The sequence below is a fragment of the Acinetobacter sp. FDAARGOS_494 genome, from assembly GCF_003812225.1.
In the GTDB taxonomy this organism is placed as follows: Bacteria; Pseudomonadota; Gammaproteobacteria; order Pseudomonadales; family Moraxellaceae; genus Acinetobacter; species Acinetobacter baumannii.
Genome location: NZ_CP033866.1, coordinates 2,477,446 through 2,502,764 on the forward strand (window position 1 = coordinate 2,477,446; position 25,319 = coordinate 2,502,764).

Sequence of the window (25,319 nt, forward strand, 5' to 3'; positions counted from 1 at the left end):
TATCTGTTATTAGCATACATGGCAAAACAGAAGATATTGTATAAAATTCATTACACTAGATGATGACTTGGAAATATTACAAAGAAATAAAAACTCTATTACGCCCTTGGCGCTTTGCTTGATAGAGCGCATCGTCTGCTTCTTTAAACAAACTTTCAATAGAACGGTGATAGCTTGGAGAATATAAGCTAATACCAATACTTACCTGCACAAAGATGGGTAATTTGCCATATACATAAATCGGTTGCTGACTAATTTGAATGCGTATTCTTTCCGCGAGTTCAAAGGCAGCCTCTCTGGTGGTATCCGGAATAAAAATTGCGAATTCTTCTCCACCAAAACGTCCTAGTAAGTCATGAGGATGTAAAATATTTTGTATGGTCGTTACACAGGTCTGTAAGGCTCTATCCCCAATTAAGTGGCCATAACTATCATTCACTTTTTTAAAATGATCGACGTCCAACATAAAAAATGCAGAGGTCTTATTTTCCTTTTGTACTTTTTCTTGGAGTAGGCGGACTGACTGTAAAAATTGGCGTCGAGTTAAACTTGAGGTGAGTTCATCATGGGCAATTGCATGTTGTAACTTCTGAATTAATTCAGAATGGAGTGCGCTAATACTGGAAACGGTAAGTGGCGCAACCGTCATCATGATCAGCCCTATACGTATAGAAATGGTATTGCCTAAATAGTCTTGCGGATACAGTAATAAATAATGCCCTGAGACATGATAAATAATATATGCACTGGTAAAGGATGTAATGAGAGCAACAATAATGGGTTTATAGCGGATAGCGCACCAGATTAATGCGGCGATGGGGTAGAGTAGGGAACCTGGACCCGAGTCGTAATAACTCACTCCTATCGAAATTAAAACAGCGAATAAAGGCAAAAAATCAATCGCTTTGATATATATACGATTACCCTTAAGGTGGTTTTTTATTTTAAGGTAAGGGGGGATGTTTAAAATAATGGGCAACAACAATAAAGCATTTTGAAGCTCTGATGTAACCCAATAACCAAATTCGGCCCAAAAACTACCAATCATAAATTTGGTGTTAAACATAGGCACAAAAGTTGCTGCAAACAAAGCACCGGTTATGCTGCCAATCCCGCATAGTGCGAATAAGAGTAAATAAGAATAGCCTTGATAGGCTGCTTTTATATGGCGATTAAACAATATTGCGAGTGCTAAAGTCGTTACTACATACAGGTAGTTGGATATCGTTAAAATAAGGGTGAGAAAAAGGGGTGTGCCATTAACTAAATCGGCAATCATGTAACCGGTAAAAGCACCAGCGAAACTACCTATTTGGCGTGTTTGTGGAAATCGAAGCAATAGGCCTAGAAATACCGAGTTAGCAGGCCAGAAAAAAGCAAGAAAACTAAGAGGACGAGATGCAATTCCAATAAAGCAACATAGCGTAATAATGATGGTAAATAAGAGAAAAAATTTCAGGGAGGTAGAAAATGAAAATTCACGAAGTGAGTATGGCATCAGCTGCCCTTAATGATAAACACTCTTATCCAAGAGTAATAAAATATTAATGCATGATTAAACATTCATCATAATTCAGAGGGGAAGATGAATACAATAAAAAACCGATTAATATTATAAAAAAGTAAGGTGTTTAATTTGACCGATTGAGCAATTGTGCAAATAATATTAAAAATCAGAAAATGAAAAAAATCATTACAAGTGCGAAAACTATCAAATAAACCGATTATAAGCGGTGAAACCCCCTCTACAAGACATAGATGATTACTTTTGATTGGAAAATCATCCAAAAGACTAAGACGCTTCAACTAGCAAGGGAAATTAGAAATCAGGTACAATTGGCGGGATTAATTTTGTGTTTGGTGTATTTGAAGGCCAATACATACATTCTTTGTTAAATAATAGGCCTGCCAGGAGTTATCCCCGCATGAGTGCCATTACTCCATACGACTGGGCGATTATCGCCTTCGTGATCGGCGTTACATTTCTTTGCGTCTTTATGCTCACAGTTCCCTTACTCCTCGGGGGGAAATCGTGGGGACGTGCTAAGCAAGAGCAGTTTGAATCAGGTGTCGTGAGTGCTGGTGGCGCTCGCATTCGCCTGTCTGCAAAGTTCTATCTAGTTGCAATTTTCTTCGTTGTTTTCGACTTAGAGGCACTTTACCTCTATGCATGGTCTACTTCGGTGCGTGAAGTAGGATGGTTGGGTTATACCACTGTCGTAATCTTTGTCGTTGACCTATTAATTGCGCTTGTTTATGCCTTCTCTGTAGGTGCTTTAAGTTGGGCACCGGCAGATCGCCGTAAATTAGCAGGTGAGAAGATTAAAGTCGGTTCACCAACAATGAACATTGCTGAAATTACACGCTTTAACTCTATTGAAGAGCTCGTAACTGACCCTACAGGCCAGATTCCAGCCCAATCATCAGGTCGTGTTAAGTCAAAAACTACACCTGCATTGTCATCTGAAAAGGAGTAAGTCGGGATGAAATATACTCTGACCCGCGCGAATCCGGATGCTGATCAATATCCATTGCAAGATCGTCAAATTGTGACAGATCCACTTGAAGAGGAAGTGAATAAAAACGTATTCATGACTCGTTTAGAGGATGTCTTGCATACAGCAGTAAACTGGGGACGTAAAAACTCTTTGTGGCCATTTAACTTTGGTACATCATGTTGTTACGTTGAATATGCAACGACCTTAACAGGCGTGCATGACTTGTCCCGTTTCGGTGCAGAGGTTATTCGTGCTTCACCTCGTCAGGCTGACTTGATGATTGTTGCAGGTACCTGCTTTGTAAAAATGGCTCCGGTTATCCAACGTTTGTATGAACAAATGTTAGAACCTAAATGGGTTATTTCAATGGGTGCTTGTGCAAACTCTGGAGGTATGTACGACATCTATTCAGTAGTACAAGGTGTAGACAAAATTATTCCTGTTGACGTGTACGTCCCAGGTTGTCCGCCTCGTCCTGAAGCATTAATCCAAGCATTAATGCTTTTACAAGACCAGATTCAATTAGAGCGACGCCCGCTTTCTGCCGTGATTGGTGATGATCTTCAGCCAGTGTATAAGCCAAAGATGATGCCAGAACGTGATCGTAAGAATGCGCAGCGTATTGCCGTTAAAAACTTACGCTCTATGGATGAGATTAAATAATTTTTTGACGGTGTTTTGATATATCTAACCGATATGTTCATCGAGAAAATTGACAGAATTTGTATTAAATAGGAAGCCAAGCCAATGGCTGAAACTGACATTGCTATGCCAGAATCAACACCAGTTGATTCACGCCCAGCATTTGCAATCGTAGAAGAGCTCAAAACCAAATTTGGTGAGAATTTCTATGTGCAGGCGACTTTTGAAGAGTTTCCAACAGTCTGGGTTGAGCGCGCACGCGTGCAAGAAGTCCTCATGTTCCTGCGTAAAGTGGAACGTCCTTATGTAATGCTGTTTGACTTATCAGCGATGGATGAGCGTTTACGTCAACATCGTGATGGTTTGCCAGCATCTGACTTCACTGTGTTCTATCATTTATTATCGCTTGAGCGTAATAGTGACATTCGTATCAAGGTTGCCTTGAACGAAAACGATCTTAACCTCCCGACAGCGACGAATATCTGGCCAAATGCCAACTGGTATGAACGTGAAGCTTACGATATGTTCGGTATCAATTTCGAAGGGCATCCAATGCTTCGTCGTATCTTGTTACCAACTTATTGGGAAGGTCACCCGCTTCGTAAAGAATATTCAGCACGTGCGACAGAATATACGCCGTACATGCAAGACAAAGCGAAGCAAGATTTCGAACAGGAACACTTACGCTTTGTACCAGAAGACTGGGGTCTTAAGCGTGGTAACGCTGACGAAGACTTCATGTTCTTGAACTTGGGTCCTAACCATCCATCTGCGCACGGTGCATTCCGTATTGTATTGCAGTTAGACGGTGAAGAAGTGAAGGACTGTGTTCCTGATATCGGTTATCACCACCGCGGTGTGGAAAAGATGGCTGAGCGTCAAACATGGCACTCTTTCATTCCTTATACTGACCGTGTTGACTACTTGGGTGGTTGTGCGCAAAACATGCCATATGTCATGGCTGTTGAACAGCTTGCTGGAATTAAAGTTCCTGAGCGTGCACAAGTGATTCGTGTCATGTTGAACGAATTGTTCCGTATTAATAACCACTTACTTTACTGTGGTACGGCAATTCAGGATGCCGGTGGTATGACCCCAGTATTCTATATGTTCGCAGACCGTCAAAAAGTATACGATATCGTTGAAGCAATTACGGGTTACCGTATGCACCCGGCATGGTTCCGTATTGGTGGTACAGCACATGACCTTCCAAACAACTGGCAAAAACTTGTTAAAGAATTGCTAGATTGGATGCCAAAACGTTTGAACGAATACTACACAGCTGCATTTAAAAACTCTGTGTTTATTGGTCGTACACGTAATGTTGCTCAATACGATGCCAAATCTGCACTTGCATGGGGTGTAACCGGTACTGGTTTACGTGCAACAGGTATTGATTTCGACGTTCGTAAATATCGTCCATACAGTGGCTATGAAAACTTCGACTTCGAAGTTCCGGTTGAGTATGAAGGCGATGCGTACGCTCGTGTACTTGTTCACTTCCGTGAAATTGAACAATCACTCAAAATTATCAAACAGTGTTTGGATAACATGCCTTCTGGTCCATATAAAGCGGATCACCCATTGGCTGTTCCACCACCAAAAGATAAGACGTTACAAGATATTGAGACTTTGATTACGCACTTCTTGAGCGTGTCATGGGGTCCTGTCATGCCTGCTGGTGAAGCGTCATTCATGACTGAAGTTGTGAAGGGTGCAAGTACTTATTACTTGACTTCGGATAAGGCAACGATGAGTTATCGTACTCGTATCCGTACACCGACGTTTACTCACTTACAGCAAATTCCTTCAGTGATTAACGGCAGTTTAGTATCTGACTTAATCATTTATCTGGCGACCATTGACGTGGTTATGGCTGACGTGGATCGCTAAGAGGTAACGCAAAATGATGATTCTGACTGATAAAAAACCACGTGTGAATGTTGAAGGGATTTTGACTGCTGAAGAAATCCACGAAATTGAACATCACATTGGTCACTATCCATACCCACGTGCAGCTTCTTTAGATGCATTAAAGTGCGTACAGCGCCGTAATGGCTGGGTAGATGATGCTCAAATGAACGCCATCGCACAATTATTAACGATTAGTGTTGCAGATTTGGAAGGTGTAGCAACGTTCTACAACCGTATCTATCGCCAACCTGTGGGTCGCCACGTAATTTTGCTTTGTGATTCAATTGCTTGCTTCTTGATGGGTGCTGAAACACTTGCTGAAGCATTCCAACGCGAATTAGGTATTCAGTTTGGTCAAACGACACAAGATGGTCGTTTTACGCTGCTTCCAATTTGCTGTCTAGGCAACTGTGACAAAGGCCCAACGTTAATGATTGATGAAGATACTCACGGTTTAGTAGAAGTGACATCAATCAAACAGTTATTGGAGAAGTATGTATGAATACTGAACCAAAACCAATTTATGGCGACGGTAATCCGGAAACTCATCCACTGACTTGGCGTTTAAGCAAACAAGAATCAGTACGTAGTGCTGACGATTACGAAGCACTTGAAGGTTATGCCGGCTTTAAAAAAGCATTAGGTATGAAACCTGCTGAAGTTCTTGAAGTCATTAAAGCTGCAACTGTAAAAGGTCGTGGTGGTGCAGGCTTCCCTGCAGGGATCAAATGGTCTCTTATGGCGCCAAATGATGGCGGTCCACGTTACTTGATCTGTAACGCCGATGAGATGGAACCAGGTACCTTTAAAGACCGTTTGTTGATGGAAAAACTTCCTCACCAATTGATCGAAGGTATGTTGATTGCAGGTTATACCCTAGAAGCAACTCAGGGTTATATCTTTATTCGTGGTGAATATATTGAGGCTGCACAATACCTAAATGAAGCGCTTGAGCAAATCCGCGCTAAAGGTTACTTAGGTGACAATATTTTAGGTTCTGGCTGGAACTTCGAGTTACACGTGCACACTGGTGCAGGTCGTTATATTTGTGGTGAAGAAACTGCATTGATTAACTCACTTGAAGGTCGCCGTGCTAACCCACGTACTAAACCACCATTCCCGCAAGTTGCTGGTGCATGGGGGCGTCCAACGATTGTGAACAACGTTGAGACTTATAACAACTTGCCAGCAATCATGCTTCGTGGTCCAGAATGGTATATCGGTTTATCAGCAGGTAAATCAAAAGATCCGGGCACAAAGATTTATGGTGCTTCAGGTAAAGTAAAATTCCCTGGTCTTTGGGAACTACCATTTGGTACGACTGCACGTGAAGTAATCGAAGAACATGCTGGTGGTATGCGTGATGGCTTGAAGCTTAAAGCATGGTTACCAGGCGGTGCGTCTACTGACTTTTTACCGGCGGATACCATTGATTTACCAATGGATGCTGAAACCATTATGAAAGCAGGTTCTCGTTTAGGAACATGTTTATTAATGGTGGTAGACGAGACCCAATGTATGGTGTCGTTGACCCGTAATCTGGAAGAATTCTTTGCGCGTGAATCATGTGGCTGGTGTACACCTTGCCGTGATGGTTTGCCATGGGCTGTTAAAGCGCTTAAAGCACTTGAGACAGGTGAAGGTAAGAAAGAAGATATCGACCACTTACAAGAACTTACTCGTAAATTGTGGATTGGTAAAACTTTCTGTGCTCACGCACCAGGTGCGATGGAGCCGCTTATGGGCGCACTCAAACATTTCCGTAGCGAGTTTGAAGCGAAAGTGACTGATCGTCCTGTCGTGCAAACTAGCAACGTAGAACAAGCTTAAGGGATTCGACTATGGCTACAATTCATGTCGATGGAAAATCGTACGAAGTCAATGGATCAGAAAACTTGCTACAAGCATGTTTATCCCTTGGCATTGATATTCCGTATTTTTGTTGGCACCCATCCTTAGGTTCTGTTGGTTCATGTCGTCAATGTGCCGTAACTCAGTATGCAAATCCTGAAGATACGCGCGGACGTCTTGTGATGTCATGTATGACACCAGCATCTGACAATACCTATATTTCGATTGAAGACAAAGAAGCGGTAGATTTCCGTGAATCTATTGTTGAGTTCTTAATGACCAACCACCCACACGACTGTCCAGTGTGTGAAGAGGGTGGTCACTGTCATTTACAAGATATGACTGTAATGACAGGTCACGACCGTCGTCGCTATCGTTTTACTAAGCGTACACATTACAACCAAGAACTAGGCTCATTCATTGCACATGAAATGAACCGTTGTATTGCTTGTTATCGTTGTGTTCGTTACTACAAAGATTATGCAGGCGGTACAGACTTTGGTGTATATGCCAATGCATCACGTGTTTACTTTGGTCGTCCAGAATCAGGTACTTTAGAGTCTGAATTCTCTGGTAACTTGACTGAAGTATGTCCAACTGGTGTATTTACCGATAAGACTCATTCAGAGCGCTATAACCGTAAATGGGATATGCAATATGCACCAAGCGTGTGTCATGGCTGTTCTTCAGGTTGTAACATCTCTCCGGGTGAGCGTTATGGCGAAATCCGTCGTGTAGAAAACCGTTTCAATGGTTCGGTTAACCAATACTTCCTTTGTGACAAAGGCCGTTTTGGCACAGGTTATGTAAACCGTGCAGATCGTCCACGTCAACCTCAGTTCCGTAATGGCGAAACAGTAGCTACTGTTTCTGTTGACCAAGCGTTGGACCAAACAATTGCGAAACTTGAAGGTAAAAAAGTTCTAGGTATCGGTTCGCCACGTGCAAGCTTAGAATCAAATTACGCATTGCGTGAACTAGTAGGTCAAGCAAACTACTCAACAGGTGTTGCACAAAAAGAGCAAAGCCTCGTTGAACTTGCTGCTTCAATCATGCAAACAGAGGGCATTTACAACCCGAATATGCGTGAAATTGAAAGCTACGATGCAGTATTAATTTTGGGTGAAGATTTAACTCAAACTGCTCCACGTATGGCATTGTCAGTTCGTCAAGCTGCAAAAAACAAAGCTCGCGAAATGGCTGCAAAAACACGTACACCGGACTGGTTGGCTGAGCCTGTACAACGTATTGGTCAGGAAGCGAAATCTCCGATCTATATCTTGGCTGCAACTCAAACTCGCCTTGCGGATGTTGCGACTGGTGAAGTTGTTGCATCTCCAAATGATATTGCGCGATTAGGTTTTGCAGTTGCTGCGGCAGTTAAAGGCGAAACAGTTAATGGTTTAGATGATGATGCAAAAGCATTTGCTCAAACTATTGCCGACACTTTAAAAGCAGCAAACAAACCGTTAATTATTGCGGGTACGAGCTTGCAAGATGCTTCAATTATGGAGGCAGCAGCAGAGTTAACGCAAAACCTTGGCTCAAAAGCTGGTTTAAGCCTTGTTGTTCCTGAAGTGAACTCTATGGGCTTGGCATTATTTGGTGGCTTAAGCCTTGAACAAGCATTTGCTCAAGACTACGACACACTTGTTATTGTTGAAAATGACTTATTCCGTCGTTTACCGGCCGCTCAAGTTAAAGCAGCACTTGATAAAGCTGAAACAGTAATCGTGCTTGATCATAGTGAAACTGAAACTGTGAAACAGGCTGATATTGTACTTTCAGCAGCAAGCTTTGCCGAAGGTGATGGTACTGTCGTAAGCCAAGAAGGTCGTGCACAACGCTTCTACCAAGTTTACGATCCAAGCTACTACAAACCTGAATACGCGATTAAAGAATCTTGGCGTTGGTTGCATGCCATTGAAACTGGCCTTAAAGGCAAACCAATTGATTGGACAGTACTTGACGACGTAATCGAAACAATCGTGAAGAACGTTCCGGTACTTGAAGCAATTCAAGATGTTGCACCAGACGCTGGCTACCGTGTACATGGTTTGAAAATTGCTCGTGAACCACGTCGTTATTCTGGTCGTACAGCAATGCGTGCGCCTTTATCAGTTCATGAACCTAAACAACCGACAGATCCAGACTCAGCATTAACATTCTCTATGGAAGGTTATGTTGGTCCGCAAAAAGCTTCTTCGCTTGTACCATTTGCGTGGGCGCCAGGTTGGAACTCTCCACAATCTTGGAACAAATACCAAGATGAAGTGGGTGGTCACTTAAAAGGTGGTGATTCAGGCGTTCGTTTATTCGACCGTTTAGCAAAACGTCCAGCACGTAGCTATGTCGCTCCAACAGCTGTAGTTGCAAATCCTGAAAGCTTCCGTCTTGTACCAATGCACCATATCTTTGGTTCTGGCGAATTCACAATTAAAACACCTGCAATGGAAACTCGTATTCCTGAAGCTGTGTTTGCTGTGGGCGAACAAGACGCAACACGTTTGAATCTACAAGAAGGCCAACGTATTACAGTAAAAGCAGGCGAAACAACTGTGAGCTTACCTGTACAAGTAATCGAATATTTACCTACAGGTTATATTGGTTACCCAGTTGGTTTAGCTCCGACAGTATCTTTAGCTGAACCTGTTTCAGTGGCATTAGGAGTGTAATTCATGAATCAAGAAATTATACGTCAAACGCCACTTTGGGCTGAGAACTGGCCAATTGCTTACGCTGTTGTTCAAGCAGTTGTGATTTTGCTTGTTGTTGTTCTTGTTGCAGCGTTGATGTCTTTCATTGAGCGTCGTTTGCTTGCTTGGTGGCAAGACCGTTATGGTCCAAACCGTGTTGGTCCTGGTGGTATGTTCCAGATCGTTGCCGACATGCTTAAGATCATGTTCAAAGAAGACTGGACACCAAAATTTGCTGATAAATTAACTTTCCGTTTAGCTCCGGCAGTTGCGATGGCAACTGCGGTGCTTTCGTTCATGGTTATTCCTGTAAGCCCTGCATTGGGTGTTGCGGACATGAGCATCGGTTTGTTGTTCTTTATGGCAATGGCTGGTATTGCGGTTTATGCAGTGTTATTCGGTGGTTGGTCATCAAATAACAAATATTCATTACTCGGTGGTTTGCGTTCAGCTGCTCAAACAATTTCTTATGAAGTGTTCTTGGGTATCTCGCTAATGGGTGTGGTTGCAATCGCTGGTTCATTTAACCTTCGTGAAATTGTTGAAGCTCAACGTGATGTTTGGTTCATCATTCCACAGTTCTTAGGTTTCTTGATTTTCGTTGTTGCAGGTGTTGCGGTAACTCACCGTCACCCATTTGACCAACCTGAAGCAGAACAAGAATTGGCCGAAGGTTACCATGTTGAATATGGCGGTATGAAATGGGGTATGTTCTTCGTTGCTGAATATGTAAACGTTGTACTTATCTCTGCATTGATCGTGACTTTATTCTTTGGTGGCTGGTTAGCTCCATTCAATTTAGAAATTCCATTTGTTCCACCAGTGTTCTGGTTTGTGATTAAAACAGCATTCTTCGTAATGATGTTTGTATTGGCACGTGGTTCTTTAATGCGTCCACGTTACGACCAAGTCATGAACTTCGGTTGGAAAATTTGTTTGCCGCTGGCGTTGGTTAACCTATTGGTAACTGGTGCTGTGATTCTGATGAATCAGGCCTAAGACAGCAGGGAGTACAAAATGTATAAAATTCTAGCTGGAGTTGGGTCAATCGTTCGGACGTTATTCATGGTATTTACCCATGGTTTCCGTAAACGTGACACAATTCTTTATCCAGAAGTACCAGCAGAGGAAATTGTACCACCTCGCTATCGTGGTCGTATTATCTTGACACGTGACCCGGACGGGGAAGAGCGTTGTGTGGCATGTAACCTTTGTGCGGTTGCATGTCCGGTTGGCTGTATTTCACTGCAAAAAGCTGAAAAAGAAGACGGACGTTGGTATCCGGAATTTTTCCGTATCAACTTCTCTCGTTGTATCTTCTGCGGTATGTGTGAAGAAGCATGTCCAACTACAGCGATTCAGCTAACTCCAGATTTCGAGTTGGGCGAATACGTACGTCAAGACCTCGTATATGAGAAAGAAAACTTGCTCATTTCAGGTCCAGGTAAATACCCAGACTATAACTTCTACCGTGTAACTGGTATGGCAATTAACGGTAAAGAGAAAGGTCAAGCACAAAAAGAAAGTGCACCAATCGATGTACGGAGTCTATTACCATGATGTGGCCGTTTTATTTGATGGCGCTCGTGGCCATCGTTTCTACGGTTCGTGTAGTGACTAACACGAACCCTGTACATGCATTGCTTAGTCTGATTGTTTCATTGCTTGCTGTTGCTGGTATTTTCATGATCGTAGGTGCGCCGTTTGCCGGCGCCCTCGAAATCATTGTTTATGCTGGTGCGATTATGGTCTTGTTCGTATTCGTTGTGATGATGCTTAACTTAGGGCAACACACAGTTGAACAAGAGCGTAAATGGCTTTCTTCGGATGCTTGGGCATATCCAGCACTCATGAGCTTTTTACTTGGCTTACTTTTAGTTTGGATGCTTGGTGGTGAATATACAACCATCTCTGCACCACTTGGAGCACAAGTAATTGGACCAAAAGTTGTTGGTCAAGCGCTCTTTACACACTATTTATTGTTGGTTGAAGTTGCCGCGATGTTATTGCTAGCAGCCCTTGTTGCAGCATACCACTTAGGTAAACGTGAACCAGGTGCAGAAGAGGAAAAAGAATAATGGGCCAGATCCCTTTAGAACATGGTTTGATTGTTGCAACCATTCTTTTTGCACTCGGTTTTTACGGTGTAATGGTGCGACGCAACCTACTATTTATGTTAATGAGCCTTGAGATCATGATGAATGCTGCAGCGTTAGCATTTGTTCTTGCGGGTAGCGTATGGGCACAACCAGATGGACAAGTCATGTTCATTCTGATTTTAACCCTTGCTGCGGCAGAGGCGTGTATCGGTCTTGCGATTGTCCTTCAGTTCTATCATCGCTTCCATCATTTGGATGTGGATGCTGCTAGTGAGATGCGCGGATGAGTTATTTATATCTAACAGTATTATTTCCGCTAATCGGTTTTATTTTATTGGCGGCTGGGCGTGATAAGCTCTCTGAAAATGTTGCAGCAATTATTGGTGTAGGTTCTGTAGGTTTATCTGCATTATTTGCATTGATTGCTGGTATGGCATTTACCAGTAGCGGCCAGCAAGTTTTTGTTCAAAATCTTTGGACGTGGTTTAATGTTGGTGGTTTCGCGCCTGGCATTAGCTTACATTTAGATGGCTTATCTTTACTCATGATGGGCATGATCACGGGTGTTGGTTTCCTAATCCACATCTTTGCATCATGGTACATGCGTGGTGAAGAAGGGTATGCGCGCTTCTTCTCTTACTTCAACCTGTTCGTTGCAAGCATGCTTTTGCTTGTGTTGGGTGACAACTTAGCGTTGTTATTCTTAGGTTGGGAAGGCGTAGGTCTATGCTCTTACTTGCTGATTGGTTTCTATTATGCAAACCCTGCAAATGGTTGGGCAGCGATCAAAGCATTTACAGTTACCCGTGTAGGTGACGTATTCTTACTTATCGCTTTATTCTTGCTTTACCAACAATTTGGTACGCTTAATACTCAGTATATCGTTGAACACGCAGCAGAAGTAATGACGAAGAGTTCGTCACTTACCATCTGGACTGCATTAATGTTGTTCTTGGGTGCTGCTGGTAAATCTGCACAAATTCCATTGCAAACATGGTTAGCAGATGCTATGGCAGGTCCTACACCTGTTTCTGCATTAATCCACGCAGCAACAATGGTAACAGCTGGTGTGTACTTGTGCTGTCGTCTATTCAGCGTATTTGAACTTGCGCCTGAAGTGATGCAATTCATTTCGGTAACAGGGGCTGTAACTTTATTAGTTGCAGGCTTTGCTGCTCTCGTACAAACAGACATCAAACGTATTTTGGCTTACTCAACTATGAGTCAGCTTGGTTATATGTTTATGGCTGTAGGTGCTGAAGCGTATCAAGCTGGCTTGTTCCACATGTTGGCTCACGCATTCTTCAAAGCATTATTATTCTTGTCTTCTGGTGCAGTTATTCTTGCTTACCATCACGAACAAAATATTTTCAAAATGGGTGGTTTGTTCTACAAAAACAAATTCCTATTTGCATGTTTTGCGATTGGTGGCGGTGCATTAGCAGCTATCCCATTCTTAACTATCGGCTTCTTCTCTAAAGACGCGATTCTTGGTGAGGTTTGGGTACAAGGTCAATCGATTGCTTTATATAACAGCTTATATTGGGCTGGTGTAGCAGGTGCATTCCTGACTTCAATCTATACCTTCCGTTTAATCTGGGTTGTATTCTTCGGTAAAGAAAATACACATTACCATGAGATTAAAGGTGCTACTTACTGGGCTCCATTAGGTATCTTGGCCGTATTGTCTACTTTTGTGGGCGCTGCATTAAAAGCTCCGGTAGCAAATATTTTGAATACGGCAAAAATTCCTGAATTCCATGTTGCTGAACAATTTGTTGAAGGCATGCATGGGGCAGAGCATTTAGCAGTAGGTATCGCGCTTGTTGGTTTAGCTGTTGGTATTGGTCTATTTGCATTTGCTTACGGTGCAGTAAAATCGTTTGCAAAAACAAGTCTTGGTGCTGGCTTAGCTCATATTTGTCGTACTGCATTTGGTTTCGATGCGTTGTATGACATCGTTTTTGTTAAACCTTATTTATTCTTCGCCAAACTATTTGGTCGTGATCCGATTGACAGCTTATGGCTTGTTCTTCCTGCGCTTGTTAAAGGCGGAAACAGTTTCACCAGCTCACGTCAAACAGGTTCATTGCGTGAATACGCATCAAGCATGTCACTCGGTGTAGTGGTGTTATTGATGATCTTGATCGTTATTCAGGTAGTGGGGAAATAAAATGGAAAACAATTTAATTTTACCCGCGCTGATCCTTGTTCCGTTCATTGCAGGTTTTACTTGTTGGTTAGTCGATAAACTCGACAAAACTTTGCCACGTTGGATCGCCTTAATTGGTATGCTCATCACGTTGGGCTTAGGTCTTGCACTTTGGCAAAGTGGTACTTATAGCTACGAGTTAGGCTCAAAAGTCCCAACTTGGACAGCTGAGTTTTACTTACCGTGGATTCAATCTCTCGGTATTGGCATTCACCTAGCAGTAGATGGCTTGTCTTTACTCATGGTGTTATTAACAGCTTTACTTGGTGTACTTGCTGTTGGTTGTTCATGGGGTGAGATCCAAAAGAATGTTGGTTTCTTCCACTTAAACTTGTTATGGAGTTTAGGGGGCGTTATCGGCGTGTTCTTGGCAATTGATTTGTTCCTATTCTTCTTCTTCTGGGAGATGATGCTTGTACCAATCTACTTCTTGATTGCGTTATGGGGTCATAAGGGTTCAAACGGTCGTTCACGTGTTTACGCTGCAACCAAGTTCTTCTTATATACGCAAATCGCTGGTTTAGTAATGTTAATCGGTATCCTTGGCCTTGTGGTTTATGGTTACATGATGACTGGTATGATCGGTTTTGATTACAACTATTTATTAGCTGTAGCGAATCGTTTACCTGCTGGCTTCGCGTATGGTTTCATGATCTGCTTCTTTATTGGTTTTGCAGTGAAGTTACCAGTTTTCCCATTGCATGGCTGGTTACCGGATGCCCATGCTCAAGCACCTACAGCGGGTTCTGTAGACTTGGCGGGTATCTTGATTAAAACAGCAGCGTACGGTTTGCTTCGTTTTGTAATTCCATTCTTCCCGGCAGCTTCTGCACAGTTTGCAGATATTGCAATTATTTTCGGTTTGATTGGTATTTTCTACGGCGCGTGGTGTGCTTACCAGCAAACTGACATGAAACGTTTACTTGCGTATACGTCGATTTCACATATGGGCTTCGTTTTACTTGCTATTTATGCAGGTAATATTTTGACCTTCCAAGGTCTAATGATCATGATGTTGGCACATGGTTTGTCATCAGCTGCATTGTTCATTATGTCTGGTCAAATCTACGAGCGCTTACATACACGTGATTTACGTTTGATGGGTGGTCTTCGTGGTCAGCTCCAGTATTTACCGTTCTTCTTAATGTTCTTCGTCGCAGCTCTTGTTGGTGTGCCAGGTTTAGGTAACTTTATTGGTGAATTCCTGATTTTGATGGGTTCATTTAATAAATATCCTGTATTCACGATCATTGCTTCTATCAGCCTTGTATTTGCAGGTTTGTATGGTTTGATCTTGATTCACCGTGCTTTGTTTGGTGAACCAAACTCTGAACAAAAGCAACACTACACTAGTCCATTAAAAGACTTATCTGCTCGTGAAGTTAGTATTTTGATGATTTGTGCGATTGGTCTCGTTTGGCTTGGTATCTATCCACAAACATTCTTGGATGTATCTCATTCAAGCATGCAGTGGTTGGTCAATAGTTATGTACCAGTACAAGAAGTCGTTGAAACTGTTCAGCAAACAGCTACTCAACTTGACCATGTGGAGATCCAATAATCATGAACTTCACAGTATCATTTTCTACGCTTATGCCTTTAGCACCAGTGATGATTGTTGCTTTGACAGCAGTCGTCGTCATGCTGTTAATTTCAATTAAGCGTAACCATAATTTAATCGCAACAACCTCTGTTGTCGGTTTAAACCTTGCTGCACTTTATATCTTATTAGAATTATTTGGCGGTAAATTTGTGCCGGCAAATGTGATGGGCATGTTTATGGTTGATCCATTTACCATGTTCTATCAATTCATGATTTTAGTTGCATCATTGGCTTGCTGTACTTTGTCTCATGCATATATTGAGACTTATAAAGACAACCGCGAAGAACTCTATCTTTTGTTACTTGCTTCTGTAGCAGGTGCAATGTTGATGGTTGCAAGTTCACACTATGCATCATTCTTCATTAGCCTTGAGTTAATGTCGATTCCTGTATACGGCTTACTTGCTTATACATATCAACGTAGTCAGTCGCTTGAAGCAGGGATTAAGTATCTTGTGCTTTCTGCAACAGCTTCTGCAATGTTGTTGATGGGGATGGCGTATATCTATGCTTACACTGGTTCGCTTTCATTCTATGATTCTGTACAAGCTTTATTTGGTGCAATCAAACAGCCAATGGTGTTATTAGGTTTAGCACTTATTATTTTCGCTGTTGCATTCAAATTGTCGCTTGCACCGTTCCATAAATGGACACCAGATGTATATGCAGGTGCACCGGCTCCAATGGCAACGTTCTTGGCGACTGCTGCTAAAGTTGCAACAATTGGTTTGTTCGTACGTTATTTGCTTGCTTCTGGCGCAATCATGGTGAACTCGCTAGTGACTGTTTTGACAATCATTGCGGTATTGTCAATTTTAGTCGGTAACTTGCTTGCTGTTCGTCAGGTCAACTTAAAGCGTATTTTGGGTTATTCATCTATTGCTCACTTTGGTTATTTGTTAATTGCTTTAATCAGCATGACATATGCAAGCTTGGGCAGCGTAACTGTGTATGTGGTGACTTATGTATTAACGACTATTGGTGCTTTTGGTGCAGTAGCGTTAATGTCTAGCCCATATAACAACGTAGATGAAGCGCAAAGCCTTGCAGACTACCGTGGTTTGTTCTGGCGCCGTCCAGTACTTACAGCAACATTAACAGTCATGATGTTATCTTTGGCTGGTATTCCATTAACAGCAGGCTTCATTGGTAAGTTCTTGGTTGTTATGGCTGCTGTAACAACTCAACACTGGTTCTTAGCTGCAATGATTATTGTGGGTAGTGGTATTGGTTTGTATTACTACTTACGTGTGATGGTTGTTATGTATATGACTCCACCTGAAACTCCTCGTATTGATGCTGATGCACATTGGGGACAAAAAGTGGGTGGTTTAATGGTATTGGCTGCTGCTGCATTAGTTATTATTTTGGGTGTTTATCCAGATCCAATGATTAATTTGGCATTAAAAGCAGAAATTTTATCTCCATTACATTTCATGCTTTCACAGCAACAATAATTCTTGTGTACAAAAAAGCCTCCAAATATGGAGGCTTTTTTTTATTGATAGTTAAAAAAAGATTATAATAAATACGTTTTTATATTTTTAGGTAACATCTGTGGCCATTCAAGAAATTCGTCACCCACTTATTCGTCATAAATTAGGTTTATTACGTCGTGCTGACATCAGTACCAAGAATTTCCGTGAGCTTGCTCAGGAAGTGACTATGTTATTGACATATGAAGCGACGAAAGACTTACCAGTTGTGGATTGTGAGATTGAAGGTTGGGCTGGCAATGTTACTACTCAGCGTATCGCGGGTAAAAAAATAACGATTGTACCGATTTTGCGTGCAGGTATCGGTATGCTTGATGGTGTGCTTAACCTAATTCCAAGTGCAAAAGTAAGTGTGTTAGGGCTTGAGCGTGATGAAGCAACTCTAGAAGTACGTACTTACTATAAAAAGTTAGTTCCTGATGTCGCTAACCGTATTGCCATGATCATTGATCCAATGTTGGCAACAGGTAATTCTTTAGTTGCTGCTATTGATGTATTAAAGGCAAGTGGATGTAAAGATATCCGTGTTATGGTGTTAGTTGCAGCACCTGAAGGAATCGCGAAAGTAGAGGCAGCACATCCTGATATTCAGCTTTATACTGCATCTATTGACAATGGCTTAAATGAACATGGTTATATTGTTCCAGGTTTAGGCGATGCTGGTGACAAGATTTTTGGTAGTGTTCAAAAAGACTAATTTTTGAAATAACGATAAAAAGAGACTTCATTAAGCCGTATAACTTTTAAGAGCGGACATGAAAGTCTCTTTTTATTTACTACAGTAATTGCATTGGGAAAGTAGGGAGAAAAATCATGAAGCAAGAGTTTTATACTGGAAGGGTAAAACAATATAACGCCGATAAAGGATTTGGTTTTATTTCGACGACTGAAGGAGATATTTTCTTTCATATTTCTGATTTTCCTGCATCCGAAGGTGAACCGAAAAGAAATGAAAAAGTGAGATTTCTTGCTGCAGATAATCGAGGAAAATTTAAAGCTGTTAAGATTGAGCGTATTGATCCTAATCCTGCGAAGACTAAGAAAACTAAAATTGCTGATCACAATAAAGCGATCACAAGTGAGTTATTGTCTAATTTCCGCCGCTAATGAATGTGAAGATCAAGCTTTAAGCCTGATCTTCATCGCAAAATTTTAAAAATGCTTTAAGGCCCGGACCTTGATATTTTTGGCGGTGCACTAGCATATAAAGAGGGCGGGTAAGTTGCCAAAATGGGGTATCTAAAATAACAAGTTGACCTTTTTCACTTAAAGGTTCAATCGCTAACTTTGAAATACACGACATTCCTAAACCACCAGCCACTATTTTTAAGATCGCTTCGTTATGTCCAAGCGTCAAACGAATGTTTGCATCTGGTAAATCTTGCAAAATTGCATTATCAAAGACTTCACGAGTACCTGAACCTTCTTCACGTAATATCCATTCTACGTCATGAAAATCTTGAGGGGTAAGTGGGCGATTTAAACGTGTTAACGGGTGGTCAGGTGAGCAGCACACTGCTAGCTCATCGTCACGCCAGTGAATACATTGGAGTTGAGGTAAGTGACAAGACCCTTCAATTAAAGCTAAATCAAGCTGAAACTGATTTACAGCTTCAATCATTTGGCGTGTGTTACCAACTTGAAGTTGTAAATGTGCTTGTGGATGACGTTGTAAGAAGTTAGCCATTAAATCTGGCATGAGATAATCACTGATGGTTAAAGTAGCCCCGATACGAAGGTCAATACTCTGTAACTCACCCTTGGCTGCTTGTTCAAAGGCTTCACAGCGGCCTAAAATTTCTAATGCTTGGGGAAGCAGAAAACGTCCAAGATCATTTAGCTGCAAGCGCTTACCTAAACGATCAAATAAAGGAGCACCTAAGCCGTCTTCTAAATCGGCTAAAGCCATACTTGCTGCACTTTGCGTCAGTCTGACCGCATCACTGGCTTTAGTAACGGTTCCTTCTTGGGCGACTGCTACAAAAACAGCCAACTGGCGTAATGTCATCCGCATGTTTAAAAAGCCTTAACGTTTAAAAGTATTCATTATTTCGGCTGTCATGCTAACATGAGCGCACTATTTCATGCCACGTTGAAATCATGTCAATTGAAAAATTTAGCGTAGAAAAAGTTTTATCTGTTCATCGTTGGACCCCAACACTTTTCAGTTTTACCATGACGCGTCCTTCGCATTTTAAATTTACGGCAGGGCAATTTGCGCGTATTGGTTTAAAGGTAGGAGATGAGCTGGTTGTCCGTGCGTATTCGGTGGTGTCTTCTCCGTTTGATGAAACGCTAGAGTTTTTCTCAATTGTAGTACCAGACGGTGCCTTCACCTCGAATCTACAGCATTTGAAAGTCGGTGATGAGCTTTATTTGGAAAAAATTCCATATGGTTACCTGACGTTGGCACGCTATCAACAGCCTTTACCGCATGATCTGTGGTTACTGGCAACAGGTACAGGCTTGGCTCCATTTTTGTCGATGCTACAAGACTTTGAAACTTGGTCTAATTACCAGAAAATTAACTTGGTTTACAGTGTTCGTACTGCGGCTGAGCTGGCTTATGTTGACCGTATTCAAGAGATTGCTGAAACTTTTGGGGAAGGACATTTAGGTTTTAAATTTATTCCTATCATTACCCGAGATCCATCTGCACCGTTACATGAACGCTTACCCGTGTTAATCGAAAATGGTGAGCTAGAAAAAGTAGCAGGCTTAGAACTCAGCCCAGCATCAAGTCATGTCATGCTTTGTGGAAACCCACAAATGGTTGATGATACGAAAGAGGCTCTAAAACGCCGTGGTCTTACAATGAATCGTCGTGGTGAAGGAAATATTGCGGTAGAAAATTACTGGTAAAAACAGGAAGTAAAATATTTTAAGAAAATTTTTTATGGATATGTTTATTAATGGACAAACATATCCATAAACTCACGGATCTCTGCAATCGCACTGTCGACATCTGTTGAAAGCCATGTTGGTTCAAATAATCCCGCATAGTGTTCAAGGCGGTCTTGAGGAACAACTAGGCGAACAGGACAATCTTCTTCGAGTAAACGCCACGGTAAAATTGGAACTTCATTGTCCAGAAATACATTGATATTACGAATATCAACAATCATCGCATTAATGCATTCAGGAAATGGCATGACCGAGAACTCTTCGGTGCGGCGACGGAAATATTCAAGATCACCCCATTTGAGTTCATAACTTGGTTTATTAAATTCAATAATACCAATGAGATGGTCATCTCTTGTCTGATGCAAATAACATTGATGTGTGACGTCAGTGTCGAGATCAAGAGTTACGCTTTGCTGACGATACATCATAAAATTGAGTAGCTTTAAAACAAGGGGGCTTATTATAGCCTATTTTATAAAAAGTAAGGGCTAAAACATATTGTATTACAAATCGGACTTTAGTGAAGATTCTGAATATCGAGAAGTTAGATTCTAAAACGTTATAATTAAAGCGGCTAAATTTTATACTAAATTAATATTTTTAAAAGTAGAGTTTTGCAACCGTAGACACCTTCTCATAATGCTTTTTCACACAATGCAACAAATCAAATTGTTATGATGAATATAAAGTTAATGATAATAGAAGAGGGGAAAGAAGATGCATGATTTTTCAAAACCGCCTCATGTGACGAGTCCGGAAGAGACTGCAAAAAAAAGAAGATTGCCAGTTTATATTTTAATTATTGTTGGGCTTTTTCTTCTCGCACTTGTGGTTTATATGGTTGCTGATCACAGCAAAACGCCAAAAGAGGAAGCCGCTTTTCAACATGAGACCATACCACAAGTCATCAGTGGTACTTCTGATTTGAAGACCTATGAAGGGTAATAAGCTAACCAGTATATCGTGATAAAAAGCCTTTAGGATGTGACCTGAAGGCTTTTTTTGCAATCTTTTGCATCAATTTGTTGTATTTATGCAGAAGGTTGTTGATTGAAAAATATTCAAAACATAAGGTGACATAGACCGCATTTATCGTCATTTTTTACAACGAACTGGTGTTTTTCATTTAGTGATAACACTGAAAAGAACATAACAATTGAGGACATAACAATATGAATGAATTTTTTAATGGGCCTCGCGGCGCTCAGTTTGATGCGATGTATTACTGGGATCAGTTTCATCCTATTTTAGCTGCAATTGTCATCTTACTGGTAGGCTGGATCATCGCTTTATTGGTGGCGGCAGGTGTAAAAAAACTTCTGCAAAAAGTAAATACCAATGCGAAATTATCTTCAGCGACTGGACGTACACCCAATATAGAAGGTCTGATCTCCAAAGTCGTATTCTGGTTTATTCTGATTCTCGCCGTTGTTGCTGCTTTAAATGTGCTCAACATTAGTGGAGTGAGCGGTCCATTTAGCAACATGGTTAATCAGGTACTCGTCTATATACCAAATATTATTGCTGCTGTAGTGGTGGGTTTTATTGGCTGGATCGTTGCTCGACTGGTGCGGGCGGGGGTGACCAATGTTTTATCCCGAACTCAACTTGATGATAAGTTAAGCAGCGAAGTGGGTGTAGGGGGAATTAGCCAGAATATTGGTGAAATTCTTTACTGGCTTGTATTGTTACTTTTCCTTCCGATTGTTCTTTCAATCTTAGGATTAACAGGCTTACTGATTCCGGTTCAAAATATGGTAAATGATGCTGTAGCATTCTTACCAAATATCTTTATTGCTGGCGTTATCGTTTTTGTTGGTTATATCTTGGCAAAAATTGTACGCGGTATTGTTGAAGGATTAATTAATAGCTTAGGTGTGCAATCTCAAGCGGAAAAAATTGGTCTTTTCAAAAATTCAAATGTAGGCAAATTCTTAGGTTCATTTGTTTTTGCCATCATCATTATTACGACATTGATTGTAGCATTTGAAGCTTTAGGTATTGAGACTATTTCTCAGCCAGCAACAGCAATGCTCAATGAAATTTTACAAGCTATTCCAAACATTATTGCTGCTGGTTTAATTTTACTGGTTGCTTATATTGTTTCACGTTTTGTTGGTCGCTTGGTTGCTGAGTTAATTGCAGGAACTGGTGTTGATGAAATTCCAGCAAAATTAGATGTACAACGCTTTTTAGGTCAAACTAAAGTTTCTAATGCCGTTGGTTGGCTAATCGTGTTCTTTACCATGTTGTTTGCAGTTTCTGAAGCTGCTGACCGTCTTGGTTTCGATCAGATTAGTGGTCTAATCGCAATGTTTATCCATTTCGGTGCAAACATTCTATTGGGCGCTGTAATCTTGGTGATTGGTTTCTGGCTTGCAAATGTTGTGGCGAACGTTGTTCAACGCGGTGAATATAATAGTTCGCGTTGGTTAGGTAGTTTGGTTCGTGTCTTGATTATTGGTTTAGTCCTTGCACTTGGTTTAAGAGCGATGGGTATTGCCGATTCGATCGTAAACCTTGCGTTCGGCTTAACGCTAGGCGCAGTTGCAGTTGCTTTCGCTCTTGCATTTGGTTTGGGGGGGCGTCAACCAGCAGAAAGACTTTTATCTGATTTACTGGATAAAGCTAAGAAAGAGGCAAGTCAACCAAATCCTTTATATCAACCGCCTACTAATAATAAGACAACAGGTAGTTCGACTACGGTTTCAACTCCGTCAACGACTACAACTGCACCATCAACAACAGTTTCATCTGATGCAAAACCAGCTGATTCTGCACAAGTAAATCCATCACAACCACCAGTAAATAAACCGTTTGGTTCTACTGGCGAAAATGATGAAATTTAGTAGGTGTAACTAATTTTCAGATAAACAGTACAAAAAATCTTTGATTTTTGTGATAAGTTCGACCACTCTATATTGAGTGGTCGTTCTGTCTTGGACAGCTATAAAAACAAATAAGTGAGGAAAATACGATGAAAAAACCTGGTCGTTTTTTAGCACCTGTTGTAATTGCTGGGATTACCGTTGGTTTTTTAGCAAGTGCTTATAAATTTGTATTTAGCAAATCTGAATCATCAAAACAGACAACAAGCCATAAGCATGATTCTGAAAAATCATCCAATGATTCAAAAGCATCAAATTAGCTTATTCATCATTTAAACATATTGTGCTGCTGCATAAGCCGAAGACCAAGCCCATTGGAAGTTATAGCCTCCTAAGTGGCCAGTCACATCAAGTACTTCTCCAATAAAGTATAGTCCTTTCTGCTTTTTGCTTTCGAGTGTTTTAGATGAAACTTCAGTTGTATCAATTCCACCTAAGGTAACTTCAGCAGTACGATATCCTTCTGTGCCTGATGGTTTAACAATAAAACCATGTAGCTGCTCGGCAATATGATCTAGCTGTGCATCACTGATATTACCAATTGCTGTCTCGCTCTGCTCTGGCCATATAAGTTGTTGTAACTCTTGTACGATACTTTTTGCCGTAAATTCGTTCAGAAGAGTACGCAGTAAAACTTTAGGTTGGGCTTTCTTTTTATCTTTTAAATAAGTTGCTAAATCTTGGCTCGGGAAAAAGTCGATTTTAAAACTTTCACCTGTATTCCAATAGTTTGAAAGCTGTAAAGAACTTGGACCACTCAAACCACGATGCGTAAATAATAATGCTTCAGTAAAGCTATTCTTCGAGTTAGTTAGAGTCACATCTAAAGCATTACCACTTAGGCGTGTAGTGACTTCTTTAATATGATCTGAAAAAGTAAATGGTACTAAACCAGCACGGGTTGGGAAAACTGTATGTCCAAATTTTTGTGCCAATTCATAGCCAAAACCAGAGCCACCTAAAGTTGGGATGGATAATCCACCTGTAGCAACCACTAATGATTCACAGCTAAAACGGCCCTGATTGGTGTGTACTGAAAAACCACCTTGTTCTAATGGATCGACTTGTCCAACCTCACAATGGGTCTGGATTTCGACATTGTTTGTTTTATTACACTCACTCACCAACATCTCTAAAATTTCTTTAGCGCCGTTTAGCGTAAATAATTGCCCGTGTTTACGTTCTTCATAGGCAATTCCATAATCACAGACCAGACCAATAAAGTCCCAGTTGCTATAGCGTGATAGGGCAGAAATAACAAAGTGCGGATTATGAGAAATATAGTTTTCAGGTTCTACATAGAGGTTGGTAAAGTTACATTTCCCACCGCCTGACATTAAAATCTTTTTACCAATTTTATTGGCTTTTTCTAAAATTAAGACCGAACGTCCCCGTTTAGCAGCATGTGCAGCCAACATGAGTCCAGAAGCACCTGCACCTAAGACAATGACATCGACATGACTGTTAGACATAAGAAGTTCTCGATTAGTCGTAAAAATTAAAAAGGGGCATATACTATCATGCCAGCACTTACTCATGCTAAGGACATTTATACAGGTAAGGGATAAGGCCTTCTAAAAGCGGGTGAGTTATGCGTGAGGTCTATTTCTAATATCGGCTTGTAAACCACCGGAATGAATTGCCAAAATGCGTGTATTCGCTGGAAAATAATTGTTTTTTATAAGATCAAACAGACCAAACATCATTTTTCCGGTATAAATCGGTTCAAGGGGGACCGTATATTGCTCTTCAAAATTTTCAATAAATGCGAATAGTTCAGGTGAGGTTTTCGCATAACCGCCCCAGCAGTATACATCTGTCAAAGACCAATTTTGTTTTTTAGTCCATTGCCTAATCTCTTGTTGTAAGAAATTACCTTTTAAAGCCGAAAATCCTAAGACTTTCTGATGTGCTGCACTTCTTTCAATCAGACCTGAAATCGTTCCGCCAGTTCCGACTGCACAGCAAATCACATCATATTGCTCTAAGTCATATTGGCTCAGGATTTCCTGACAACCTTGAACTGCCAGTTCATTGGAACCACCTTCGGGAATGATATAGGTCTGCGGAAATTGTTGCTGTAATTGTTTAAGGTAATTTGCTTCATCTCGTAAGCGATATTCATGGCGAGAGACAAAATGTAGCTGCATTCCTAAACTTTGAGCTTTTGCCAAGGTGGGATTAAGTGATTTACCAGCTAACTCTTCACCACGAATAATTCCTATACTTTTTAAACCAAAAAGATGAGCTGCATAAGCTGTTGCAGCAATATGATTTGAGTAAGCCCCACCAAAAGTCAAAATGCTTGATAAACCTTGTTCTTTTGCAGCAAGCAAATTGTATTTTAATTTGAAAAACTTATTACCCGAAATTTGAGGATGAACTAAATCTAAACGTTTAATGTCGAGATGAACAGGGAAGGATAGTTCAACGTGCTGATAGGAGATAGGTTGGGCAATGTGATCAAACATTAGAAATTGAGAAAAATAATGATTGATCACATTGTAGCTTTTTTA

Annotated in this window: 24 protein-coding genes; 19 read left to right on the forward strand and 5 right to left on the reverse strand. The window is 41.0% G+C overall.

Translation table 11 applies throughout. The annotated features are described in order from the left end of the window. Window positions 1-76: 76 nt before the first annotated feature. Window positions 77-1,498: a sensor domain-containing diguanylate cyclase gene (locus EG365_RS11940; RefSeq protein ID WP_001147032.1), complete on the reverse strand. Its 1,422-nt coding sequence runs from the start codon at window positions 1,496-1,498 to the stop codon at window positions 77-79. 427 nt (window positions 1,499-1,925) lie between these two features. Between EG365_RS11940 and ndhC the strand changes: the two genes are divergently transcribed. From ndhC to EG365_RS12015, 15 genes are all read left to right on the forward strand, one after another. Further along, window positions 1,926-2,477, forward strand: coding sequence for an NADH-quinone oxidoreductase subunit A (ndhC, locus tag EG365_RS11945; RefSeq protein WP_001274550.1), 552 nt, complete (start codon window positions 1,926-1,928; stop codon window positions 2,475-2,477). 6 nt (window positions 2,478-2,483) lie between these two features. Beyond that, the gene (locus tag EG365_RS11950; protein WP_000878003.1) at window positions 2,484-3,161 is read left to right on the forward strand and encodes a NuoB/complex I 20 kDa subunit family protein; all 678 of its coding nucleotides are present in this window, start codon (window positions 2,484-2,486) and stop codon (window positions 3,159-3,161) included. A gap of 84 nt (window positions 3,162-3,245) precedes the next feature. After that, the gene (nuoC, locus tag EG365_RS11955; protein ID WP_000852150.1) at window positions 3,246-5,033 is read left to right on the forward strand and encodes an NADH-quinone oxidoreductase subunit C/D; all 1,788 of its coding nucleotides are present in this window, start codon (window positions 3,246-3,248) and stop codon (window positions 5,031-5,033) included. 13 nt (window positions 5,034-5,046) lie between these two features. Beyond that, window positions 5,047-5,556 (forward strand): NADH-quinone oxidoreductase subunit NuoE, encoded by a 510-nt coding sequence (nuoE, locus tag EG365_RS11960; protein ID WP_000973142.1) that lies wholly within the window; start codon window positions 5,047-5,049, stop codon window positions 5,554-5,556. Continuing rightward, window positions 5,553-6,884 (forward strand): NADH-quinone oxidoreductase subunit NuoF, encoded by a 1,332-nt coding sequence (nuoF, locus tag EG365_RS11965; RefSeq protein ID WP_001091095.1) that lies wholly within the window; start codon window positions 5,553-5,555, stop codon window positions 6,882-6,884. The genes nuoE and nuoF overlap by 4 nt, the downstream gene beginning before the upstream one ends. A gap of 11 nt (window positions 6,885-6,895) precedes the next feature. After that, entirely contained in the window at window positions 6,896-9,580 is a 2,685-nt protein-coding gene (gene nuoG / locus EG365_RS11970; protein WP_000190953.1) for an NADH-quinone oxidoreductase subunit NuoG, read from the forward strand. 3 nt (window positions 9,581-9,583) lie between these two features. Continuing rightward, window positions 9,584-10,600, forward strand: coding sequence for an NADH-quinone oxidoreductase subunit NuoH (gene nuoH / locus EG365_RS11975; protein WP_001070989.1), 1,017 nt, complete (start codon window positions 9,584-9,586; stop codon window positions 10,598-10,600). A gap of 18 nt (window positions 10,601-10,618) precedes the next feature. Beyond that, a complete protein-coding gene (gene nuoI / locus EG365_RS11980) occupies window positions 10,619-11,161 on the forward strand; it encodes an NADH-quinone oxidoreductase subunit NuoI (protein ID WP_000276693.1) in 543 nt (180 codons plus the stop codon). Continuing rightward, window positions 11,161-11,679 (forward strand): NADH-quinone oxidoreductase subunit J, encoded by a 519-nt coding sequence (gene nuoJ, locus EG365_RS11985; protein WP_014205902.1) that lies wholly within the window; start codon window positions 11,161-11,163, stop codon window positions 11,677-11,679. The genes nuoI and nuoJ overlap by 1 nt, the downstream gene beginning before the upstream one ends. After that, window positions 11,679-11,987 (forward strand): NADH-quinone oxidoreductase subunit NuoK, encoded by a 309-nt coding sequence (gene nuoK, locus EG365_RS11990; RefSeq protein ID WP_000529822.1) that lies wholly within the window; start codon window positions 11,679-11,681, stop codon window positions 11,985-11,987. The genes nuoJ and nuoK overlap by 1 nt, the downstream gene beginning before the upstream one ends. After that, window positions 11,984-13,873 (forward strand): NADH-quinone oxidoreductase subunit L, encoded by a 1,890-nt coding sequence (gene nuoL / locus EG365_RS11995; RefSeq protein WP_000121137.1) that lies wholly within the window; start codon window positions 11,984-11,986, stop codon window positions 13,871-13,873. Before nuoK ends, nuoL begins: the two co-directional genes overlap by 4 nt. 1 nt (window position 13,874) lies before the next feature. Then, window positions 13,875-15,473 carry an NADH-quinone oxidoreductase subunit M gene (gene nuoM / locus EG365_RS12000; RefSeq protein WP_000429844.1) on the forward strand — a complete coding sequence of 533 codons (1,599 nt, stop codon included), beginning with the start codon at window positions 13,875-13,877 and terminating at the stop codon, window positions 15,471-15,473. Between the two features lie 2 nt (window positions 15,474-15,475). After that, window positions 15,476-16,972 (forward strand): NADH-quinone oxidoreductase subunit NuoN, encoded by a 1,497-nt coding sequence (gene nuoN, locus EG365_RS12005; protein WP_001011955.1) that lies wholly within the window; start codon window positions 15,476-15,478, stop codon window positions 16,970-16,972. Window positions 16,973-17,072: 100 nt separating this feature from the next. Next, window positions 17,073-17,708: a uracil phosphoribosyltransferase gene (gene upp / locus EG365_RS12010; protein WP_001007343.1), complete on the forward strand. Its 636-nt coding sequence runs from the start codon at window positions 17,073-17,075 to the stop codon at window positions 17,706-17,708. Between the two features lie 116 nt (window positions 17,709-17,824). After that, on the forward strand, window positions 17,825-18,118 hold the full coding sequence (locus EG365_RS12015) for a cold shock domain-containing protein (protein ID WP_000806838.1): 294 nt from the start codon (window positions 17,825-17,827) through the stop codon (window positions 18,116-18,118). Window positions 18,119-18,137: 19 nt separating this feature from the next. On the opposite strand, the gene gigC is transcribed toward EG365_RS12015, so the two are convergent. Then, window positions 18,138-19,025, reverse strand: a complete 888-nt coding sequence (gene gigC, locus EG365_RS12020) for a LysR family transcriptional regulator GigC (RefSeq protein ID WP_001242992.1) — start codon at window positions 19,023-19,025, stop codon at window positions 18,138-18,140. A gap of 86 nt (window positions 19,026-19,111) precedes the next feature. On the opposite strand from gigC, the gene EG365_RS12025 reads away from it, so the two are divergent. Then, on the forward strand, window positions 19,112-19,873 hold the full coding sequence (locus tag EG365_RS12025; RefSeq protein WP_000021170.1) for a ferredoxin--NADP reductase: 762 nt from the start codon (window positions 19,112-19,114) through the stop codon (window positions 19,871-19,873). Between the two features lie 47 nt (window positions 19,874-19,920). On the opposite strand, the gene EG365_RS12030 is transcribed toward EG365_RS12025, so the two are convergent. Then, window positions 19,921-20,340, reverse strand: coding sequence for a hypothetical protein (locus EG365_RS12030; protein ID WP_002000170.1), 420 nt, complete (start codon window positions 20,338-20,340; stop codon window positions 19,921-19,923). A 292-nt stretch (window positions 20,341-20,632) separates the two neighbouring features. Between EG365_RS12030 and EG365_RS12035 the strand changes: the two genes are divergently transcribed. The 3 genes from EG365_RS12035 to EG365_RS12045 all read left to right on the forward strand — a co-directional run bounded on the left by EG365_RS12035 (window position 20,633) and on the right by EG365_RS12045 (window position 23,063). After that, window positions 20,633-20,860, forward strand: a complete 228-nt coding sequence (locus EG365_RS12035; RefSeq protein WP_000543705.1) for a hypothetical protein — start codon at window positions 20,633-20,635, stop codon at window positions 20,858-20,860. A 227-nt stretch (window positions 20,861-21,087) separates the two neighbouring features. After that, a complete protein-coding gene (locus EG365_RS12040) occupies window positions 21,088-22,764 on the forward strand; it encodes a mechanosensitive ion channel (RefSeq protein WP_001001669.1) in 1,677 nt (558 codons plus the stop codon). 128 nt (window positions 22,765-22,892) lie between these two features. Beyond that, the gene (locus EG365_RS12045; protein ID WP_000742883.1) at window positions 22,893-23,063 is read left to right on the forward strand and encodes a hypothetical protein; all 171 of its coding nucleotides are present in this window, start codon (window positions 22,893-22,895) and stop codon (window positions 23,061-23,063) included. 12 nt (window positions 23,064-23,075) lie between these two features. On the opposite strand, the gene EG365_RS12050 is transcribed toward EG365_RS12045, so the two are convergent. Both EG365_RS12050 and EG365_RS12055 read right to left on the reverse strand, forming a co-directional pair. Beyond that, a complete protein-coding gene (locus EG365_RS12050; RefSeq protein ID WP_000071502.1) occupies window positions 23,076-24,275 on the reverse strand; it encodes an NAD(P)/FAD-dependent oxidoreductase in 1,200 nt (399 codons plus the stop codon). Between the two features lie 117 nt (window positions 24,276-24,392). Further along, window positions 24,393-25,274: a 1-aminocyclopropane-1-carboxylate deaminase/D-cysteine desulfhydrase gene (locus EG365_RS12055; protein ID WP_000459527.1), complete on the reverse strand. Its 882-nt coding sequence runs from the start codon at window positions 25,272-25,274 to the stop codon at window positions 24,393-24,395. Window positions 25,275-25,319: the final 45 nt, after the last annotated feature.

Excerpts from the sequence above, each read along its gene's own strand:
- EG365_RS11940 (WP_001147032.1), bottom strand. The coding sequence starts at position 1,498 with ATGCCATACTCACTTCGTGAATTTTCATTTTCTACCTCCCTGAAATTT.
- ndhC (WP_001274550.1), top strand. The coding sequence starts at position 1,926 with ATGAGTGCCATTACTCCATACGACTGGGCGATTATCGCCTTCGTGATC.
- EG365_RS11950 (WP_000878003.1), top strand. The coding sequence starts at position 2,484 with ATGAAATATACTCTGACCCGCGCGAATCCGGATGCTGATCAATATCCA.
- nuoC (WP_000852150.1), top strand. The coding sequence starts at position 3,246 with ATGGCTGAAACTGACATTGCTATGCCAGAATCAACACCAGTTGATTCA.
- nuoE (WP_000973142.1), top strand. The coding sequence starts at position 5,047 with ATGATGATTCTGACTGATAAAAAACCACGTGTGAATGTTGAAGGGATT.
- nuoF (WP_001091095.1), top strand. The coding sequence starts at position 5,553 with ATGAATACTGAACCAAAACCAATTTATGGCGACGGTAATCCGGAAACT.
- nuoG (WP_000190953.1), top strand. The coding sequence starts at position 6,896 with ATGGCTACAATTCATGTCGATGGAAAATCGTACGAAGTCAATGGATCA.
- nuoH (WP_001070989.1), top strand. The coding sequence starts at position 9,584 with ATGAATCAAGAAATTATACGTCAAACGCCACTTTGGGCTGAGAACTGG.
- nuoI (WP_000276693.1), top strand. The coding sequence starts at position 10,619 with ATGTATAAAATTCTAGCTGGAGTTGGGTCAATCGTTCGGACGTTATTC.
- nuoJ (WP_014205902.1), top strand. The coding sequence starts at position 11,161 with ATGTGGCCGTTTTATTTGATGGCGCTCGTGGCCATCGTTTCTACGGTT.
- nuoK (WP_000529822.1), top strand. The coding sequence starts at position 11,679 with ATGGGCCAGATCCCTTTAGAACATGGTTTGATTGTTGCAACCATTCTT.
- nuoL (WP_000121137.1), top strand. The coding sequence starts at position 11,984 with ATGAGTTATTTATATCTAACAGTATTATTTCCGCTAATCGGTTTTATT.
- nuoM (WP_000429844.1), top strand. The coding sequence starts at position 13,875 with ATGGAAAACAATTTAATTTTACCCGCGCTGATCCTTGTTCCGTTCATT.
- nuoN (WP_001011955.1), top strand. The coding sequence starts at position 15,476 with ATGAACTTCACAGTATCATTTTCTACGCTTATGCCTTTAGCACCAGTG.
- EG365_RS12015 (WP_000806838.1), top strand. The coding sequence starts at position 17,825 with ATGAAGCAAGAGTTTTATACTGGAAGGGTAAAACAATATAACGCCGAT.
- gigC (WP_001242992.1), bottom strand. The coding sequence starts at position 19,025 with ATGCGGATGACATTACGCCAGTTGGCTGTTTTTGTAGCAGTCGCCCAA.
- EG365_RS12025 (WP_000021170.1), top strand. The coding sequence starts at position 19,112 with ATGTCAATTGAAAAATTTAGCGTAGAAAAAGTTTTATCTGTTCATCGT.
- EG365_RS12030 (WP_002000170.1), bottom strand. The coding sequence starts at position 20,340 with ATGTATCGTCAGCAAAGCGTAACTCTTGATCTCGACACTGACGTCACA.
- EG365_RS12035 (WP_000543705.1), top strand. The coding sequence starts at position 20,633 with ATGCATGATTTTTCAAAACCGCCTCATGTGACGAGTCCGGAAGAGACT.
- EG365_RS12040 (WP_001001669.1), top strand. The coding sequence starts at position 21,088 with ATGAATGAATTTTTTAATGGGCCTCGCGGCGCTCAGTTTGATGCGATG.
- EG365_RS12045 (WP_000742883.1), top strand. The coding sequence starts at position 22,893 with ATGAAAAAACCTGGTCGTTTTTTAGCACCTGTTGTAATTGCTGGGATT.
- EG365_RS12050 (WP_000071502.1), bottom strand. The coding sequence starts at position 24,275 with ATGTCTAACAGTCATGTCGATGTCATTGTCTTAGGTGCAGGTGCTTCT.
- EG365_RS12055 (WP_000459527.1), bottom strand. The coding sequence starts at position 25,274 with ATGTTTGATCACATTGCCCAACCTATCTCCTATCAGCACGTTGAACTA.